This window comes from Robinsoniella peoriensis, from assembly GCF_000797495.1.
GTDB lineage: Bacteria > Bacillota > Clostridia > Lachnospirales > Lachnospiraceae > Robinsoniella > Robinsoniella peoriensis.
Genome location: NZ_JTGN01000008.1, coordinates 229643 through 249764, shown reverse-complemented (window position 1 = coordinate 249764; position 20122 = coordinate 229643). Strand labels below are relative to the sequence as shown.

Below are 20122 nucleotides of genomic sequence, written 5' to 3'. Positions count from 1 at the left end.
ATTACACATGTGTAAGATTACTAGTTTGTAATCCCTTACTGTAATCCGCGGGCCAATAGAAAAGCGCTGCCGGTGGCATTACTGATACGTCCGGGCTTCACCGCATCGCCGATGGGATAGAGCCGCGGAAAATGTCCGTCGCAGTCTTTTTCCAATGCGTTGTTGCTACGCACGCCTATCGCCAGTACCGTCACATCGGTGCGGATCTCCTCCGACACACCGTCATTACGGGTCAGATAGAGCATTCCGCTGCCTATACGCTCTAGCTTTCTGCCGGGCAGAAACCGCACCCCGCCTTTTTTCAGCCGTTCAATGACATCAGAGGAATTGACTGGATAAGCGCCGGGGGCAATTTTGTCCGCCATCTCAATTATGGTGACGGTATTCCCCTGGTCCACCAGGAGCTCCGCTGTTTCAAGTCCGGTCATACCGGAGCCTACCACGGCAATTTCCCTGCCGGAGAACTTCCTTTCCCCTGTCAGGATTGGCGTCACCGTCATCACTGCGTCCGATTCGGAGCCGGGGATTCTCGGGGCCGCCGCCTCTCCGCCGGTGGCGAGGAACACGGCATATGGATGAAAGCTGTCAATGATCTCCCTGTCAGCATTTATATTGTACTGAATGTCCGCGCCTTGCCGGATAGCCTGATGCGTCAGATACTCAATCAGCCAGCCGATTTTCTCCTTGAGCGGAGGTGCCTTCGCAAGAATAAGCTGTCCGCCCGGGGCAGAACCCCGCTCCAGCACAGTCACCTTAAAATCCCGCGCCGCCAGCTCCCTGGCCGCTGTCAGCCCAGCCGGCCCGGCGCCCACGATGACCACCGGCCGCTGCCGCCCGTCTCTGGGCGAAGTATGGGAGTAAATGCTCTCCCGGCAGGCGCGGGGATTGACCGCGCACTCCACCGGCCTGCCATTCATAATGTTCTCCTGAAAAGCCTCCATGCAGCGCAGGCAGCAGATACATCGGTTAATATCCTCACTCCTCCCCTCCATTGCTTTTTTCGCCCACTCCGGATCGGACAGATAGGAACGGCCCATAGCAATAAAGTCCTGCGTCCCCTCTGTCAGCTGCTCCTCCGCCTGCTCCGGCGTTCGGATCAAATTGGCTGCAATGACAGGTATTTTGACCTGTTCCTTGACTGCTTTCGCCAAATACTTCCTCCAGCCGGGAGGGAAGCTTATGGGTTCGCAGGAGGTCTGCGCCGTATCATAGCTGCCGCTGCTGACATTGAGCACATCAACGCCGAAGCTCTCCAGCATTTTAGCCATCTCCACCCCCTCGTCCAAGAGGATTCCCTGTCCGGGATAGCCAATCATATCGTAGAACTCCTCCACAGAAAGACGCACGCTGATGGGGAAATCAAAGCCACATTCCTCACGGACGCCCTCGATGATTTCCTTCAGAAGCCGCATCCTGTTTTCCAGAGAGCCGCCGTATTCATCCTCGCGGCGGTTGGTGTAAGAGCTTAAAAACTGCTGGATCAGATAGCCATGGGCGGCGTGAAGTTCCACCCCGTCGGCCCCGGCCTTCTTTGCCCGTCCCGCTGCCGCTCTGAATTGACCGATCAGCGTTTTAATCTGCGAAATGGTCATGGGAACGGTTTTCTGATTGCGGATGGGATTGTCCGCAAGTCCGCAGGGAACGGCGCTGGGGGCCAGGAGGGGCTTCATGTACTTCTTCATGCGCTTCGCGGTCTTAGGATCGTCTATCGCAGAAGCGTCAAACTTTCCGGCCACCTTGAAATATAAATCCCAATAAGACGGGAATACCCGCGCCATGCGCTCATTAAATTGCCACACGGTGGGAAAGATGACCACATTCTGCCGTCCGGGATGATAAAGCTGTACAAACATCCTGGTACCGTGGGCGTGAACCCGCTCCACAGCCTTGCGAAGCGGTTCGATATACCGGTCGTGGGACATGGACAGCATGCTGGGATAGGCAACGGCGTCCGTCTCGTTCACGCGGCTGCATTCTGTAATGATGAGCCCCGTACCTCCGGTGGCACGCTCCTCGTAATAAGCGGCAAGAGCGTCGCTGACCGCTCCGTCATGTCTGGCGAGTCCAACGCACATGGCGGTCATGACCAGACGGTTTTTAATTTGCACTGAGCCAATATTCATAGGGGAAAACAATTTAGGATACTCCATATTCTGTACCTCATTTCTATTCTTTTAGTGGATGAATGATTCGCCTCGTCTGTCTCTGAACCTGACAGCTTCACCTGAATGGAATGCGCCTTTATTTCATCAGGAAGCGGAGCAGGCCGTTTATTTTGTCCCCATAGGGCTGATACCGCATGGGCAGTTCAAACAGACTGTATTTTTTATAGATGCCCTTGCGATGGCTGAATGTCTCGAAACTGTGGACGCCGTGATAGGCTCCCATTCCGCTCTGGCCAACCCCGCCAAAGGCCAAGCCGTCACTGGAGATGTGAGAGATCGTATCATTGACACAGGCTCCGCCAAAAGCCAGCTTGTTCAGCACCCGCTTCTCGGTTTTACTGCTCTTGGTAAAGAGGTAAAGCGCCAGAGGTTTTTCCCGTGCTCTCACGAATTCCTCCGCCTCATTTAAGGTCCGATAGGGAATGACCGGGAGAAGGGGACCGAAGATCTCCTCCTGCATCACAGCGGAATCCAATCCCACATCCACAAGGACGGTGGGTTCTATCTTGAGCGCCGCCGGATCGGAACGCCCGCCGCTTAAGATTGTCACGCCCTCCATAAGCCCCAGCAGACGTTCAAAATGCCGTCGGCTGATAATGCGCGGATACTTGGGATTTGTGAGCGGGTCTCCGGCCATCTTCTGACACTGCACCGCAAACTCCCCGCAAAACTGATCTTTCACCTTCTCATCCACCAACGCATAGTCCGGAGCAATGCACACCTGCCCGCTGTTCATAATCTTGCCATATGCAATATTTTTGGCAGCCTCCCGAACATCGGCATCGGCTGTGACAATGCAGGGGCTTTTCCCTCCCAGCTCCAGGGTCACCGGAGTGAGATGGCGGGCGGCTTTTTCCATGATAGAACGGCCCACCGCCGTGCTCCCCGTAAAGAAAATGTAATCGAAACGCTGCTCCAGAAGGGCTTCACTTTCTTCTCTCCCTCCCAGCACCGTGGCAATATATTTCTCCGGAAAGGCGCGGGATATGATTTTTACAAGAACGTCTGATGTATGCGGGGACAGCTCAGAGGGTTTGTTGATACAGCAGTTCCCGGCCGCTATCGCCCCGATGAGCGGCTGCATAGTCAGTGAAAGCGGGTAGTTCCACGGCGATATGATCAGCACGATCCCGTAAGGCTCTACCAGCTCATAGGCCTTTCCGGGCAGGCCGGTAATGCCTACCGCTTTGGAGCGAGGTTTCATCCAGCCTTTCAGCCTGCGCTCAACATAAGTGATCTGCCTGAGCACAAGGCCGTATTCTGATATAAAGGTCTCATAGGGTGACTTGTTCAAGTCGTCCACAAGCGCCTGATAAATCTCGGCCTTATAATAGACGAGCGCCTCACGAAGCGCCGTGAGAGCATTCATCCGGTATGAATAATCCATCGTTTCTCCAGTTCTAAAAAAGACTCTCTGCCTGTGCAGTAATTTCTCGTAACTCATCATAACACCTCACAATTATTAGGTCTAAATTCATTCTAATAAAACATTCTTCACAAGTCTTTATTTTTGCACTTGTCTAAATCTTGATTTTAGTCTATAATAGCTTTAGTAGAAAGACAAGTGACAAAATGAATCGGTTGTATATATTTAGACAAAAGTAAAAAATTGTCAAAGGAGAGACAAAATATGAAATATGACTTATCAAAAAAGATGACCATTGGAGCAAGCCGCACCCTGCTTTCCCTCCAGAACGCAATGCAGTCTCTGCTCTGCAAAAAATCTTTTGAGGAGATTGCCGTTGGAGAGTTGTGTGAGATGGCAATGCTGCCCCGCGCTACTTTCTACAATTACTTTGATGACAAATACGACCTTCTGGAGTATTGCTTCATGACCGTCCGTGACCGGCTGGACAGCGGCTATCAGGACGGAGGAACCTGTGTGCAGCGGATGGATACGCTGATGGAGAACTGCTTTGATTTTTTAGATGAGAACATAGAAATCGTGCAGGCGATCCTAAAGAATAACCCGCCCAATTTATATCTCATCAATCAAATAAGGTTTTATCTGCTGTCCAATATGTCTGCGGTCTTTCAGGACAATTCGGATTCCCACCGCTTCAAGGTGCCGCAGAAGATGGCTGCAAACCTTTACAGCCAGGTGATCCTGCTAATCCTGGAGTGGAAATACCTGGATAAAGAAGCGTGTTCCAAGACACAGGCTAAAGAATATTTAGCGCAGATGGTCAGCGGAATCGACCAAAAATAAAGGAGGATATGGATATGATTTTCTATTTCAGCGGCACCGGCAATAGTCAGAGGACGGCAATACAAATGAGTGAAATTCTTGGAGATGAGATTGTCTCTATGAATAAGTATCTCAAAAAGGGCGAAAAAGATACGTTTCATTCGGAGGATCCACTGGTATTTGTGGCACCTACCTATTCCTGGAAAATGCCAAAGGTCGTGGATGGATGGATTCGTGAGACAAAATTAGAGGGGAATTCAAATGCTTATTTTATCCTGACCTGCGCCGGAAGCGTGGGAAATGCCGCTGCCTATGCGAAAGAGCTATGCGCGGAAAAGGGACTGTGCTTTTGTGGTTTGACGTTGCTCATCATGCCCAATAATTATGTGGCTTTATCCAACACGCCGGACGAGACAGAATATAAGGGGATTCTTAAAAAGGCCGGAGAGCGCACAGCATCGCTGGCCGCGCTGATTAAAAAGGGAGAACCGTTCCCGGAGATTCCAGTCACTTTTAAAGATAAGATAGTAAGCGGGCCGGTCAATGGGCTGTTTTACACGCTTTTTGTCCACGATAAAGGCTTTGCTGCATCGGACGCCTGCACCGCCTGTGGCAAATGTGTGAAACGGTGTCCCCTGAACAATATCCGCCTGGTGGATAAAAAGCCCGTTTGGAACGGAAATTGTACTCACTGCATGGCTTGTATCGGAGGGTGTCCCGCAGAGGCCATTGAGTACAAATCCGCCTCCAGGAGAAACCGTAGATATTACATCATGGAAGATTGAAAGGGAGGGATTTAAATGGTCTTTTATTTCAGCGGCACCGGCAACAGTCAGCTCGCGGCAAAGCAGATAGCGGCAGAGCTTAGCGATGAAATGGTTTCTATTAACCACTGCCTGAAGAAAGGCGAAAAAAAGACATTCCGATCGGAACGTCCTCTGGTGTTTGTTGCGCCAATTTACGCCTGGCGCATACCCAAAGTGGTGGCGCAGTGGATTTGTGCCACCAGGTTTGAGGGGAATCAAAACGCCTACTTTGTCCTGACCCGCGGCGGCGGCACACAGGGGAACGCGGCGGCCTACGCCGCAAAGCTATGCGCAGAGACCGGTTTAATCTACCGGGGCCTTGCGTCCGCGCAAATGCCGGAAAATTACATTGCCTTATCTGCTGCGCCCAGTGAGAGCGAATGCGCATCCATAATCGCCCGGGCGAAGCCAGTCTTTTCCAAGCTAGCCAGTCAGATCGGCCAGGGCAAGCCATTCCCCAAGATACCAGTTTCTCTTGTAGGCCGCTTCATCAGCGGACCGTTTAATCCGCTCTATTACCGCCTTTATATCAAGGACAAAGGCTTTACGGTCTCGGATGCCTGCGTCTCCTGCGGAAAGTGCGCAAAGCGGTGCCCTTTAAATAACATCGACATGGCGGAGGGAAGGCCTGTATGGAAGGGAAACTGCACCCACTGTATGGCCTGCATCTGTGGATGCCCCACCGAGGCCATTGAGTATAAGTCTATTTCCAAGGGGAAGAGGCGTTACGATATCATGAAGGAGTAGAACCACACCCAATACAAAACACAAAAAAAGATTGCACCGCCCACAACCGGAGAAGCCACACCAGAAACAGAACCGATGACAGAGGAAGCCGCCGAGCAGGCAACGGAACAATCCGAAGCAAAAGAACCCGACAGCATGGAAATCCACTACAATGTAACCGGCCCGCGCAGAAAGGAATTAGCGGCGGCTGTAGGAAATTTTATCGGCATGGCTCTGGTATATATGAAAGCCCCGACCTATGGCTTCGCGGTAGGCAATTACATCATTGACAGAAACGGAACCCTTATCGGTAAAGAAAACAAAGAATTGATAGGCGCACTTACAGCACAAAATTTCACCCTAACATAAAGAAACGATACCAGCCCCGCTCCAGCGGGGCTTTTTGCTAGCAGGATATTCTAAAAATAAAGATATGTTTTAAGTATTTTAAAGCTTGCTTTTCCACCCGCAATATGTAAGCTGTCACTCAGGCGGAGATCGTGAGGTTTCCACATTCGTCCAAAATGTATATTCCTTTCAAAAACACTTTGCCAACAAATGATTGTTTTAGAACAATCTGACAGTGATAGCACAATCATCTACTCTGCTATAAATGACCGTAATTCTGCTAAATTACTTTAAAAGTATTGGCAAGAAATTATCGATATACAAAGTAATATTAATAGACAATATATTTCACCATATGATAGAATTAAATAAATCAGTATTTGTGGAGGTGCTTTATGTTTAACGAAATATGTATATACGAAGCAAAATTAACTAAGATTGATGAAATAGAACAGTTAATGAAGGAAGTTGCCGAATTTTATCAGCAGCAAGAGGGCGTAATTGATGTTCACTACATAAAACGCACTCATAGACAAAAAGATTTTAATGCAGTTAAAGAAGGTGAATTACCTGTTCGTCTTATAAGAAATGTGGGTAAGGTAACGTATGTCCTGTATTGGGTATTGGAAAATGAGGAAGCTCATGCAAGAGTATCAAAACTTGGAATAGAGAAATTCTATAAACGGTGGAATCGTTGTTTAACCACAATGCCAAAAATAATATTGGGTGAAAACATTGTTTAAACAGCTGAATTCAATTTTTAATTAACGATACAATATAAAATAGTCTTAGGGCGGTACTTCGGTACTGCTTTTTTTATGTAATGGAGGAAATTCCACACCTCCACTTTCTGTAAGCCCCAAATGGTAACAGATGCGTGGGGATGGAAGCATTACAGTTCAGCAAGAAGAACCATCGTAAAATCAAGCCTTTTCAAGAACGATATGGTAGTTTATAATGTGTTATGTAAGTACATGAAATCAGTGGCACTAAACTGAAATTTGTGGAGGTATATAATATGATGCTGAAAGATATATTAGAGCGTGTTTGAAAATTCATTCCCGCCATCTGCATGCGCAGCGGCATATTTGCCCCGGATTCAGGTTACATAGCCCGCTGCGCACCTTTCATCCGGGAAAATTCTCCCACAGAATGTGACGCACAACTGCCAGAAAACAATTTTAAAACGCTCTCTAGAATGTAAAGGTATACTATGAAAAAATATACAATGAAAAAAATCCAGATTCTGTCTGGCGAAAAAGAAATGGATCTATATATTCTGAAACCTACTGTAAATGTGAAGCCAAAGAATAAAACTCCGGGAATTTTATGGATACATGGTGGCGGATATATTACGGGAATGGCAAAGATGCTCTATATCTCTCGGGCAATAGGACTTGTGAAAAAATACGGTGCTGTCGTTGTGACTCCGGAATATCGTCTCTCCAAAGCAGCTCCCTATCCTGCCGCCTTGGAAGATTGCTATACAGCATTAAAATATTTAAAAGAACACGCGAAGGAATTAGGCATAAATACCAGTCAGATTATGATTGGCGGTGAAAGCGCCGGTGGCGGTTTGACAGTTGCAACCTGTATGTATGCCAGAGATAAGGGTGAAATAAATATTGCATATCAGATGCCTCTTTATCCCATGATTGATGACAGAGATACTGAATCTTCTCGTGATAACCACGCTCCTGTTTGGAATACAAAGCTCAATCATAAAGGTTGGAAAGCATATCTGGGTGATTTGTGGCAAGGGAATGTTCCTGCATACGCTGCTCCTGCAAGGCAAACCAATTATTCAGATTTGCCACCTGCATATACCTTTGTAGGTGATAATGATCCGTTTTACTGTGAAACGCTTACTTATATCAAAAACCTGAAGAACGCCGGTGTGAAGGCAAAGACTGATGTCTACCCGAATTGTTTTCATGCATTCGATATGCTTCTCCCATTCAAAAAAGTGAGCAAAAAAGCCATTGTGGAATTTGAAAGACAATATTTGTATGCCGTGAAACATTATTTTGCGGAACAGAAGAAATATAATGAACAAGCGAATAGGGTAGAGAAATAATGGCAAGCATTATTTTCCTCCCGTTGACCCATACGTACGGTTCTCGTATACGGCTCTACAACTTATATTCCAACTTTTCTTAGATAGTAAAATAAAGGATTGAGCAACCCTGCTCAGTCCTTTATTTTATTTTCAAGCAACTCCGGACTGATGATATAGTTCACTACATTCATTCCACTTCTTCTGTACCAGCCGACCCTTGAGTTTGCGACCTTGTAGATTGCCTCATGGTCATCAAATCCATTTTTATATTTCTGGTTTTGCCTGTTTTATTGCATCGTGGCAGCTTCTTCCAGGTCTGAATCCATAACTGTACTCATTGAATATTTCTTCATAAATTTCTATGATTGGTTGGGCTATGGCTTGCTGGATTACTCTGTCCAGGACTATCGGTATGCCTAAAGGTCTCTGTTTTCCCTGATATAGGCACCATGTTCTTCCACTTCCATTCCATCTATCCCGCCTGCCCCTTTATTTGCCACTACTTTCTTATAATACTTATTCAGATTTTCCTTTGATGCAATCACGTCAATTAATTCCATTGTTGTTACTCCTCTGATTATTACAAAATTTATACACATCGCCCCTCCCGATATAAATAGTATTTCTCGGTTACGTTCCTATTTTTCCTATCCATCTGATTTCTGGCTTATGCATCATTCTCTTAATAACGATTTGTACTATAAATCGTTTCAGTCCTTCGGCTTTATGCCTACTATGACTTCATCTGACTCCCTCCCTGAACCTTTTTCGACCATATCCTGCGATATGTGGGTAGGGTCTCCCGAGGGTAAGACACTAATCTTTCGTTTCACAACCTCTTGATTTACAACTTCGGTTTTACGTTTACCTTTGGGGCTTCGGTTTGTATAGCAACCTAACCCACCTAATCGCCTGATCAAGTTTCTGTTCGTAGGCGGGGAACTTTGCTACACCACTTCCTTCATCTATACCATTACTGATACCAACTTGTGGTTCGCTACACTTGGCGGTAAATACCCGTGACCGGACTTGCACCAGCTAGATTAATGCCATGCCTGGCACACTATGAAAAGCGATATAGTATTGGGTATGCTATACCGCTAGCATTTGATGTACTATACCGCTATAACCAGTGATTTACTTTTCCACCTCAAACATTAGGAATACTTCAAGTTTTGGCAGAGAAATAACCGAACTGCTGCCGTTACACTCCACTTTCAGAGCCTCGTTTGTCTCAACCAGATGGGCGCTTTTGATCTGATAAGGGACTGTAACCGTGATGTCCTTTATCGTTATATATGGGGCCTCTTCCTGCTGATTAAGAACAGTAAAGTAACTTTTACCGTTGTTCTGCTCCCAGTTTATCACTTCTACAAAACCCGGTGCATCAGATGTGAACACCGGCGTTCCCATTAATCTGCGTATGATGCGTGCAAATGCTCGTCTGCTCATAAGCGGCCTGCTGCGCTCAATGGGTGCGGCTGCGTACAGAATTTTACCTTTTCCAACGTTCTTGAGGATCATGGCCGGATAATCCGTCTTCACACCAGGAGGATCAGAATGGATGGAAGAAAATTCACGTCTTCCTGTCATCGTGTAGGGGAGCGTAATGGTTGCCAATACCTGCGCATCGCCTGTCACTTCCATAAGTTCCTGTCTGTCCTGAACCGCCATAGGACTTTGCTTCGTAAAGCCCTGAAACAGATCTTGGCCGGCAGGTGTGCAGCTCATATAGGTCACATTATGGTCAGTCTGACCGAGGTGCTTTATGTCAAGGAGCTCCGGCAGGCGCGGATGTCCAAAGTGTCCGGACAGATAAATATTTCCGCCTTCCCTGACAAACTTCTCGATCTTTTCCATCTCCTCATCACGAATATTCACCACTTCCGAAATAATAAGCAGATTGTTCGGGATTACATCAAGTCTCCTGCTGGGGATTACATCAAAGGGGATGTTCTCTGTGCGCAGGATCTTGCATACATCAAGCTTATCATAGATAAACCTCTTATCAGGCTCTTTATAATCCTCTTCCACACAAACGTTATCACCATTTTCTGACCAGTCATACTTGGAGTGGGTCGGGAACCAGATCGTTGCATTCGTATTCAGCCTGCCGCCTACATATTTTTCATAGTTCTTTGAGATTGACCAGGCTCTTTGGACCGGACCACCCACTGCATATACTTCATCTGACAGAGTCCCATCAGGGTTTGCTCCGTCACAAATTGACAGTGCTCCGTCATGCACCAGCGCTGTCATGGCATGAAGCAGGAACTCCTCCATCGTCTTAGTTGTAGTATGGCTCTGCAGACCCGGATCACAGCGGGATGTGATATATACAAAAGGCAGTTCTTTCGTCAGATTACGAAAATATTTACAAATAAAGCTTTCTTCAAGGATACCACCGTACAGGTCACCTCCAATGTAATCGCACTCCTCTCCTACCAAATCGCTGGTGCCGTGCCTCCAGGGTGACGTATTTACACACATATTGTGCTCTATTGTAACCTCAGGCCTCACATCCTTGACCGCTTTAGTACTAAGGGCACAGAACTCAGCCATCCATTTTTCACGCAGATACTGATATTCACGGAACTCCGGATCGGACCAGTCCACTATACGCGGCAGGTCATCCTTACCGGATGACTCTTTATATTTCTTGCGGCAGCTTGGGCAGAAACATACTTCCGGCCAGAATGGCATATCCAGAAAAATACTCTCAAATTCATAATTCCAGGTAATTTCTGTAAGGCAGTCATGCACGAACTGACGGTATTCCTCGTTGTTCGGACAGACGATGCCGTAACGTCCTTTACGGAACATACTTTCAGCTGTATACTTTTCCTCCTCACGTGAAGTCAGCCCCAAGCCGTTAACCATACGCCATTCAGGATGGATATCATAAGCATAATTATCAAAATTCTGAGAAAAATAAGCTTTTACGGCAATGCCATTTTTGTGGCACAGCTCAATCATTTCTTTCACGTAATCCCGTCCATGAAGGCCTTTATGCATCAATCCGATCTTGGTGGGATAATGTGCCAGTCCTGTGTGTGTACGACATTTGACCACGATTTGCTGTGCTCCTGCATTATTTAACATTGCAACCAGTTTTTCAGGATCCAGCCTGCTTAAATATTCGGGCTTATCATCTGCTATATGCATATCCAGAAACATGCGCCTGTAATTACCTTTAATCCACATACTTTTTATTTCTCCTTCCATATCTTCTTTTTATCAAAACACCACTTGCCGGATTAAAACTCTCTGCTGACAGTAAAAAGGGCCTCTATATTTTCCGTTGGTACATCCGGCTCCAGCCCCTGACTGGACATGAGAATATATCCACCGCCCTTTCCTAAATTCTCCATATAATACCGGGCCTCGGCAGCTACCTGTCCGGGTGTCCCATGGGGCATGAGATTCTGCGTGTCAATACCTCCATGGAAACAGATCTTTCCCCTGTGGGATTGCAGGTCTTCCGGATAAAGACCTGGAACCTTCTGAAGCGGTTCGAGAACATCAACGCCGCAGTCAATCAATTCCGGGATCAGGGGTGCAATAGCTCCGCAAGAATGCTGCTGATAAAATGCTCCGTACTTATGAGCCAGATTTACCAGCTTCTTCGTATTTATTTTAAAAAATTCTCTCCACATATCCATAGAGAACAACAGACTGATCTGCGTACCATAGTCGTCATGAGGACGGATAAAATCAATCTGGCCGTCTGCGGCAATCAATGTACGTTCATAGTACTCCAGTTCAAAATCCATCATACGCTTTAAAATGTGTTTTGCCACATCCGGCTCCTCGATCATCAGTACGAAAAAATCCTCCATACTAAGCAGGAAGGTGACAATCTGAAAAGGACCCTCGTGACCAAAAATGATAGCTTTATCCTTATAGTGTTCGCACCGGCGCCTGATATGCTCATAATCAAACCAGTCCGGATCCGGCCACCCCATCTTATCTACATCTTCAATCGTCTTGCAGTTCTGCAGCGGGTAACGGGTGGTGGTAAAATAAGTATCCACATTAGTGGTATACATTGTCTCTTCATAGTTCCAGTAGGTTTCCCTCACTGTATCCCCTTTTGCATTCCGGGTCTCTTTAAGCGTTGGACCGATATATCGCGAATGGATGCAGGCAATATCAATTTGAAACTTATCATAAATCTGATCCACGCTGGAAAAACCGTACTCTTTCAATAGGCGGGATGTTACAGGCGGTACTGCCTCGAATGCTGCAGGAATTCTATCGGGATTGCCATATTTTACGGCTGCCCTGACACGTTCTTTTGAATTCATTTGTTTTTCCTCCATATTATAATTTTTTGAATCTTTTCAAGAATGATTTGACGCACATCATCCTTTGACTGATCCTGAAATTGCGCCGCCGACAATATACTTCTGCCCCACCAGGAAGAATATAAATGTAGGAATCATTGCCAGTACTGCCGCACAGGAAAGACGACCATAATCGCGGCTATACTGATTAATAAACATGGAAATACCTACCGGAAGCGTACGTTTGGCATTGTCCATCAGGAAAATGTTAGCCAGAAAAAACTCATTCCAGCCCTGCAGGAAACAATAAATGGAAACAGATGCCATACCAGGTCCTGACAGCGGCAGTACTACTTTCAGAAAAGATTTGAAACGACCGCAGCCATCGATCCATGCTGCCTGCTCAATCTCTTGAGGTATTTCATCAAAATACCCTCTGAACATCCATGTGGTGAAAGGCAGCGAAGTTGCCGTATATAATATAATGATGCTCGTATAAGAGTTCATCAGATTCACAGAACGGAAAACGATGAACAGTGGCACTGCACACAGAATCAGCGGAAACATCTGTAAAAGCAGCAGCAGGCTTGAGTAGCCTTTAACCAGTCTGTTTTTGAAACGCGAAATTGCATAACCTGCAAAGGTTGAAATACAAATATTAGCTAGTGCACTAGCCATCGAAACAAGCAGACTGTTTTTCAGATATCCCACAAACTCAGAATTGGACAGAAGTTTCTTATATGTATCAAGCGTATAAACAGAATCCAAAAAACCTTTTGCCAAGATTTCTGCCTCGCTGCGGAAGCTGTTGGCAACGATTGTGAATATAGGCAGATACGCAACGACAAATGCAGCACATAATACAGCAAACAGCACCCATCTCCTGATTTGGGTTTTTGTTCTCATGTTATCTACCTCCTATTCTTCATTCCGGCGCATTTTCATCATTATATATGCCAGAATCATAAGCAAAATTAACGTTATAACGGCAATAGCCGAACCAGGTCCTATCTTGTTGTAAGTAAACGGATACAGATATGCCAGATATACCATATTCTCTGTTGCCATGTCAGGTCCGCCTCCCGTCAGGAGATAAATCAGACCAAAATCATTAAATGACCAGACTGTTAATAGTATAACGAGAATGATCGAAGTGGGCTTTAAATGCGGCAAGGTAATATATCGGAACAGCTTTGCTCCGCTGGAAGTATCCAGACGGGCAGATTCATACATTTCCGTACCAATACTCTGCAGGGAAGCCAGCAGAGATATGAGTACAAAGGGATAACTGATCCAGATCTTAATTATGCACACCGTAACACGCGCCCATACCGGATCAGCAAGGAACATAATCGGCTCAATATTCAGATAACCGAGCAATACGTTAATCAGACTGCCCTGATCATTTATCAGCCATCTCCACGCTGAAACAGAAACGATCGTCGGTATAACCCAGGGTATAATAAATGCTGCACGGAAAAATCCACGGCCGGGCACATCTTTGTTAAGAATCAGTGCAAGGGTAAGACCAATCACATAACTTCCTATAATGGTAACAAGTGAAAACAGAAGGGAGAACCCCATTGCGTTCCAGAACCTGGAACTGGTAAGCACTGACTGATAATTTTGAAGTCCGACAAAGTCTCCGGTGTTTACAATATTTCCGTCTTTCAAACTGTAGAGGATACCGGTGATTACCGGATAGAGATTTACGAAGCCGATCAGTATGACAGAGGGTAACAAAAACCCCATGGACAACATATAATCTCTTTTTCTTCTCTCCAAGCTTCGTTGCTCTTTCACATTGAACCTCCTATCTATGAGGTGACGGGAACGTATTGTTCCCGTCATATAAGTCATCGAAAATAAGTCATCGGGATTTACTTACCAAGAATCATTTCCAGATTTTCCTGTTCCTTTTTCAGAATCTGTTCCGCCGTTGCACCCGGAGTAAACATACTCTGAATAACTGCATCCAGTGTGCCATCAGACTCAACTGCGCTCAGTTCACTGAACATCTCCGTGCCATTTGCCGCAATAGTCTTCATAACAGGCAGATATTCGTCAACGATGTCCTGAACCACCGGATCCTCGGCATAAGCCGGATCGGACAAAACTGTGTTACGTGCCGGGAACATGGAGAATTTGCCGTCCACGCAATAGGACGTCATATTTGCAACAAACCAACGCATAAAGTCGCAGGTTTCCTCCGGATACTCGCTTTGAGAATAAGCCATTAGTCCCGCATTCCAGTAAACTGCACCCTTGTCCCCATGAGGTCCTTCGAGAGGTGGGAGCACTGCAATTTTATCAGCCAGTTCCGGAAGCTGGGATACCAGTCCCGGATTCCCCCAGTGGAATGCAGCTTCACCCTTTGCAAAAGCGGACTTTGAATCATCGGAAGTCAGACCTGCACTGGCAGGGTTCACCAGTCCATCATTGATAAGACCCAACAGATAATCAACAGCTTCAATATTGCGGTCAGTGACACAATCCGGCTCACCAGCCTCGTTGAAAAGGCCGCCGCCATTATTGATTGTCCATTGGAACATGGTCTTTCCGTTATTCCCGTTTCCGGTCAGAACCATACCATACTTATTGTTCTTGGGCTCTGCCAGAACTTCCAGACAGTGACGAAATTCTTCCCAGTTGGTTGGAACAGACAGCCCATGCTCCTCCAGAATATCTGTACGGCAGTATGCAACCTGCATGTCAATTCCCCATGGCAGAGCAACATAGTGGTCCTTGTACTTGTATCCCTGCACCAAATCCTCCAAAGCGTAATCCTCAATCTCGCCGTCTTCATACATTTTAGCAATCAGATCATCCAGCGGATAGATGGCGTCCATATCATAGAACTGCATCGGCATATAACTGGAACCACTGCTGCAGTCCGGTGCCTCGCCTGCCGCAATTGCGGTGAGAAACGTCTGGTAAAAGTTATCCCATGGCACACTCTGATAAACTACTTCAACATCATTTTCCTCGCTGTATCTGGCACACATCTCCTCGGCAATGGTAATGGATTCCTCGTTGCCCCAAACCATATCCCAAAAAACAATTTTGGGTTTAACACTGGATTTTTCCTTGGGTTTCTCACTGTCTGCATTCCCACAAGCCGCCGTTGCTCCCATCGTTACCACTGCCAAACCAACTGCCAGGATACTCTTCATCCTTTTCATTCCTAATCCCCCGTTTCCATTTCTTTATTTATGAAGTATATTGTAGTTTGGATTATACATAATATTTCGGTAACTTGGAACCTTTTTTGATAACGTATACTCCCTATTCTGTATCATCTTTTCAGCCGTAATTTTTAATTTCTGTTATGATAGCTTTTTTTCCTGTTTTTTTAACTATTTCTGCTTCAAAACCATCTGGCGGTACTCCCTTGGTGACATACCGCACCACTTTTTGAATGCATCTCCGAAGTATTTTCCGTTTGGTATTCCCACCTTTTCACCTATTTCCTGGACAGAAAGTGCTCTGTCCAAAAGCAGTGCTTTTGCTCTCTCCATTCGGTAATCATTGAGGTATGCGCTGAAGGAATTCCCTGTCTGCTGCGAAAAAATACGGCTCAGATGATTGGGATGTACTGCCATCTGTTCCGCGGCCAGCACCAGTGTAATGCGTTCTCTGTAATTGTCCTTAATCCATTGAATTGTCTGGAGAACTGGCAAAGAATACTTACCCATTTCATTTACACAGGTTCCCATGCAGTCCAGAAGGGATTCTACTTCCTGCCTCATAACTGAATAAGTACCGGCATACTGCACTTTCTCTGCAAAGCGTTCATTTAAATTCATAAATTCATTATGGTCACCCGTCAATTTCATTCCATAGAGCAACAGAACGTTACTGAGAATTGTTTTGCAGTTGGCAGACAAGAGTTGTGTATCTTTTAGTTCATCCAACATTTCCAAAATTGTCAGCGGTATGCCGGAGACCCAGGACATTTCGCCTGCCTGTTCGAAAATCCGCTCCAACAGAGTGCGCATATGATCCGATGACGGTGCATTGACCGCGTCATAAGAAATCACCCGTTTGGTCTGATCAAAAAAATAGCGGTCAGCTGCAAAAACACTCTCTTTATACAATGTATAAAACTGTTCTGTACCCTGTCCGAAGCGGCTGATTCCCGCCAGGTATATCCGGTTCGTATATCGCTCAAGTAAATTCGTTATACTATGCAAAAGACCTTTTCCATCCAATTCATCAAAGTCCAGACGGGATAACACGACAACACATCCTGCATCCTTAATAAAGAAATAGCACCCCCGGTTATGGAGCCTGTCTCTCACTATATTCTCTATGAAATTATTAAACATAGAAATGGGAGAGTTTTCTGCTGACTCATAGATGCGATGCAGGTAGTCAGCTTCTGAATCCGTTACAAATATCACATAATACATCCCATTTAGCAGAGAAAGCAGCTGCGGTTCTGCCTCTGCAATAATATCCGTCACCCCTTTTCGTTGAATCATCTCTTTGAGTATTGTTGTCATATTATTTGTCTTTCTCTCCAAATTCTCCTGCGGTGGATTTTGCTGCTGATATGCCTCAAGTTTTCTTCGTACCTTTTCCAAAATCCGCTCCAAATGCTCCTCATCCAAAGCAGACTTGAGCACATAATCATCTACCCCCAAACGAAGGGCTGCCTGCGCATAATTAAAATCATCATAATTGCTCAGAATCACAACAGATGCTGCACTTTCCTCATGCAGCAGTTTTACCATCTCCAGACCATCCATGTTAGGCATACGGATATCTGTAAAAATGAGATCGGGATTAATTTCCTGTACCATTTTCAATACTTCAAGCCCATCTCCCGCTTCTCCTTCAACAACAAAGCCATAATCTTCCCATCTCAGCAGATTGCGCACCGCAAACCTCAATAGAGGTTCATCATCTGCAATGATCACCTTATACATGTATTTTTTCCTCCTTCAATGGAATCAATATCGTTACAGTAGTCCCATATGGGTGATTCTGTCCGAATTTCAGCCCATATTCTTTCCCATAATGCAGCTGAAGCCTTCTGTGTACATTGTAGACACCTACGTTTTCATACTTGTTTTCCGACCTCCCAGGCCCTTCCAGAAATACCTTCATCTGTTCGGGATTGATGCCCTTCCCATTGTCAGCCACGGCAATGCAAAATTTTCCATCCTCAATGCGCGCATGAATATCAATGATGCCCTGGCGGTCTATACCATAGATACCATGAAATATGGCATTTTCTACAATCGGCTGAAGCAGCATACAGGGCATTGGCTGTTCCAGTGTCCCATCTTCCGCTGCAATGCTGCATTTAAAGTTTTCATAATACCGCATCTGCATAATGAAAATATAATCGCGGATCAAATCCAGTTCCTTTTGCAGAGTACTGCCTCCATCACTATATCTTGCAGTTGCACGCAGCAAACTGGTAATTGCGTCTGTCAGATCAGCGATCCCCCCGGCATTTTGCAAAAGTGCCATCTGTTTAATTGTACTGAGCGTGTTGTATGTAAAATGGGGATTGATCTGAGCCGACAAAGCTGCAATTTCCAATTTATGCTTCTCATCCTCTGTCTGGTAAATTGTTTGAATCATTGAATATAACCTTAATGCCATATGGTTAAAACTCTCCGTGAGCAGAGCAATTTCATTGCCGCCATCGGACTGCAGAATAATATCATTTTCATCTTCCGGCTCTGTAAAAGGATCAAAGTTATCATTCGTCAGACGCAGCATACTTTTCTGGAGCCTGATAATAGGCCATACAAAACCATTTGCAAATGCCATCATCGGCAAAAAAATAACAACTATAATTAAACCTGCTATTACAGCTGAAAAAATCAGCATCTTGTGTACACTGGAGTACAACTGCTGATGCTCTGCAATACGCAATACAAACCATCCACTGTTTTCACATTGTGAAAAAATCACCCGGTTCTTACTGCCCTGATACTTATAATCAAAATGGTTGTCACTCTTCTCTAATTTGGCAAACCATCCTACATCCATGGCATTTTCTCCCCCGAAAAGCTTTCCTGAATCGAATACAATATGATTTGTATCTGTGACAATAAGCAGCGTTCCTCCATCCGCTTCCCAGATTTTCTGTAAATTATTATTCAGGATATCCTCAATTTTGACATTAATGAGAACATATCCCGCATCTTTCATCGTCATCATATTCTTCACTTTACGGACTATGGAGATAACCTCTTCTCTGGGATAAGTCTCCTGCTGGTTGACATATGGCCCGATAATACATGTCCGGGCATCAGACCTCGCATATTCCGGAAGCCATTCCTCCTGCTGAATTCTATAGTCAGAATTAATAAAATTCATTGGTGTGGAAAACAAATGTCCCTGAAGATCATAGACATATATTGACTGAATACCATTATAAGAATTTTGAGCGTTAGCCAGATACCAGCCGGCTAATTTTTCATTGGAAGCATACATTTCAAAGTGCTGTCTGTAATTCACGCTTAATACCTGCTGTATATTATCGCTGTATGCAATTGAGATTGCCAGCCTGTCTATATTCTGCAGACAGGCATCCACCGACTTGCTTACCTGCTTTGTAATTTCATCAGCGTATGTGTCGAAACTGCTGATCCGCTCTCTGGACCAGTATATGGATAAAACCGCCGCGCACAAACTTACGGAAATTATGACCAGCGCACTGAACATCAGCAGCAGTCTATTCCGTATACCCAGCCTCTCCCAATAGGATTTTAACTTATTTTCCAAATTCTCATACCTCCAACACCTAATTTCGACCCGCTAGATATAAAGTTTTATTATCTGCTTTCGATTATGCTTTCAGATTAGATTTATTTTATCATAATTTTAGTATATATCACATAATAATTTACATATCGCACTCCTTTACATTACGCTGCTCCCGTCCACCGGACTTCTCCATCAGCGGTCTTCGGAAACCAAATTGTATTTGAGGACATCAAGCATGGAGTTCTTTTGATAGTTTAGATTTTCAGGTGAAAATTCATTAAGAGACCACGGAAAGGGACTGCCGCAAAGCGACAATCCCTTTTCATCTGGATCTCTTGCTATTTATAACTCAATTTTTTCAATACTAAATTTACTATATAGCTTTCCCTGCTAACGTAATAATACAATCCTTCAATCCTTTCGAAGAAGCAGTTACCAGAATCTCTCCCTCTTCTCCATTGGACTGAATAATCAGCATACATTTTCCTGAAAACATACTTTTTTCCATTGCTTTATCCGGTTCATGGCTGCTTGGATCTCCATTTCCTGTACCTATTATCTTTGCTGCACCTTTATATTTGTCTGTTACAGAAATCCGGATACAGGATTTTCAGCCATTCTCAATCCTCAATATCCTCGCAGTCTGTAATACCACCTGCCATACCGCTCTTCACGGGATGTATGATTTTCCAATCACCCAGATGGAATTTCCACCCTGTTTCAAATGTTTCTTTCATTCGTATTTTCATATATAATCCAATCCTTTCAGTAATATAAAAAGTCCTCTCGGAAATTATTTAGATTTCCGAGAGTCT

18 protein-coding genes and 1 pseudogene are annotated in these 20122 nt (G+C 45.2%); 7 read left to right on the top strand and 12 right to left on the bottom strand.

Translation table 11 applies throughout. The features are described from left to right. Window positions 1-35: 35 nt before the first annotated feature. Window positions 36-2150: an NAD(P)/FAD-dependent oxidoreductase gene (locus QR40_RS17715; protein WP_044296190.1), complete on the bottom strand. Its 2115-nt coding sequence runs from the start codon at window positions 2148-2150 to the stop codon at window positions 36-38. 91 nt (window positions 2151-2241) lie between these two features. Beyond that, window positions 2242-3612 (bottom strand): aldehyde dehydrogenase, encoded by a 1371-nt coding sequence (locus QR40_RS17710; protein WP_242858554.1) that lies wholly within the window; start codon window positions 3610-3612, stop codon window positions 2242-2244. Between the two features lie 183 nt (window positions 3613-3795). On the opposite strand from QR40_RS17710, the gene QR40_RS17705 reads away from it, so the two are divergent. The 7 genes from QR40_RS17705 (at window position 3796) to QR40_RS17680 (ending at window position 8310) form a co-directional block, all read left to right on the top strand. Continuing rightward, complete coding sequence (locus QR40_RS17705; RefSeq protein WP_044296188.1) at window positions 3796-4374, top strand: TetR/AcrR family transcriptional regulator; 579 nt, start codon at window positions 3796-3798, stop codon at window positions 4372-4374. Window positions 4375-4388: 14 nt separating this feature from the next. Beyond that, on the top strand, window positions 4389-5138 hold the full coding sequence (locus QR40_RS17700; RefSeq protein WP_044296187.1) for an EFR1 family ferrodoxin: 750 nt from the start codon (window positions 4389-4391) through the stop codon (window positions 5136-5138). Between the two features lie 15 nt (window positions 5139-5153). Continuing rightward, a complete protein-coding gene (locus tag QR40_RS17695; RefSeq protein ID WP_044296186.1) occupies window positions 5154-5906 on the top strand; it encodes an EFR1 family ferrodoxin in 753 nt (250 codons plus the stop codon). A gap of 75 nt (window positions 5907-5981) precedes the next feature. After that, complete coding sequence (locus QR40_RS17690; protein WP_044296185.1) at window positions 5982-6254, top strand: hypothetical protein; 273 nt, start codon at window positions 5982-5984, stop codon at window positions 6252-6254. A gap of 374 nt (window positions 6255-6628) precedes the next feature. Further along, a complete protein-coding gene (locus tag QR40_RS17685) occupies window positions 6629-6976 on the top strand; it encodes a hypothetical protein (protein ID WP_044296184.1) in 348 nt (115 codons plus the stop codon). 329 nt (window positions 6977-7305) lie between these two features. Beyond that, window positions 7306-7437 (top strand): DUF6783 domain-containing protein, encoded by a 132-nt coding sequence (locus QR40_RS33800; RefSeq protein ID WP_416389798.1) that lies wholly within the window; start codon window positions 7306-7308, stop codon window positions 7435-7437. 9 nt (window positions 7438-7446) lie between these two features. Then, window positions 7447-8310: an alpha/beta hydrolase gene (locus tag QR40_RS17680; RefSeq protein WP_044296183.1), complete on the top strand. Its 864-nt coding sequence runs from the start codon at window positions 7447-7449 to the stop codon at window positions 8308-8310. Between the two features lie 264 nt (window positions 8311-8574). On the opposite strand, the pseudogene QR40_RS33795 reads toward QR40_RS17680, so the two are convergent. The 10 genes and pseudogenes from QR40_RS33795 to QR40_RS32645 form a co-directional block, all read right to left on the bottom strand. Continuing rightward, a pseudogene (locus QR40_RS33795) lies at window positions 8575-8852 on the bottom strand (group II intron reverse transcriptase/maturase); the annotation flags it as partial. Between the two features lie 577 nt (window positions 8853-9429). Continuing rightward, window positions 9430-11496: an alpha-amylase family protein gene (locus tag QR40_RS17670; RefSeq protein WP_044296181.1), complete on the bottom strand. Its 2067-nt coding sequence runs from the start codon at window positions 11494-11496 to the stop codon at window positions 9430-9432. A 53-nt stretch (window positions 11497-11549) separates the two neighbouring features. Then, window positions 11550-12599, bottom strand: coding sequence for a uroporphyrinogen decarboxylase family protein (locus tag QR40_RS17665; RefSeq protein ID WP_044296180.1), 1050 nt, complete (start codon window positions 12597-12599; stop codon window positions 11550-11552). Window positions 12600-12656: 57 nt separating this feature from the next. Next, window positions 12657-13484, bottom strand: coding sequence for a carbohydrate ABC transporter permease (locus QR40_RS17660; RefSeq protein ID WP_044296179.1), 828 nt, complete (start codon window positions 13482-13484; stop codon window positions 12657-12659). Between the two features lie 12 nt (window positions 13485-13496). Next, the gene (locus tag QR40_RS17655) at window positions 13497-14381 is read right to left on the bottom strand and encodes a carbohydrate ABC transporter permease (protein WP_052430907.1); all 885 of its coding nucleotides are present in this window, start codon (window positions 14379-14381) and stop codon (window positions 13497-13499) included. A gap of 77 nt (window positions 14382-14458) precedes the next feature. Next, window positions 14459-15760, bottom strand: a complete 1302-nt coding sequence (locus QR40_RS17650) for an ABC transporter substrate-binding protein (RefSeq protein WP_044296177.1) — start codon at window positions 15758-15760, stop codon at window positions 14459-14461. Between the two features lie 174 nt (window positions 15761-15934). Continuing rightward, window positions 15935-17509, bottom strand: a complete 1575-nt coding sequence (locus tag QR40_RS17645) for a response regulator transcription factor (protein ID WP_044296176.1) — start codon at window positions 17507-17509, stop codon at window positions 15935-15937. Continuing rightward, window positions 17502-19325, bottom strand: a complete 1824-nt coding sequence (locus QR40_RS17640; protein WP_044296174.1) for a cache domain-containing sensor histidine kinase — start codon at window positions 19323-19325, stop codon at window positions 17502-17504. Before QR40_RS17640 ends, QR40_RS17645 begins: the two co-directional genes overlap by 8 nt. Before the next feature lie 355 nt (window positions 19326-19680). After that, on the bottom strand, window positions 19681-19902 hold the full coding sequence (locus tag QR40_RS31835; protein ID WP_276325444.1) for a hypothetical protein: 222 nt from the start codon (window positions 19900-19902) through the stop codon (window positions 19681-19683). Window positions 19903-19927: 25 nt separating this feature from the next. Continuing rightward, on the bottom strand, window positions 19928-20056 hold the full coding sequence (locus tag QR40_RS32645; protein ID WP_276325443.1) for a hypothetical protein: 129 nt from the start codon (window positions 20054-20056) through the stop codon (window positions 19928-19930). Window positions 20057-20122: the final 66 nt, after the last annotated feature.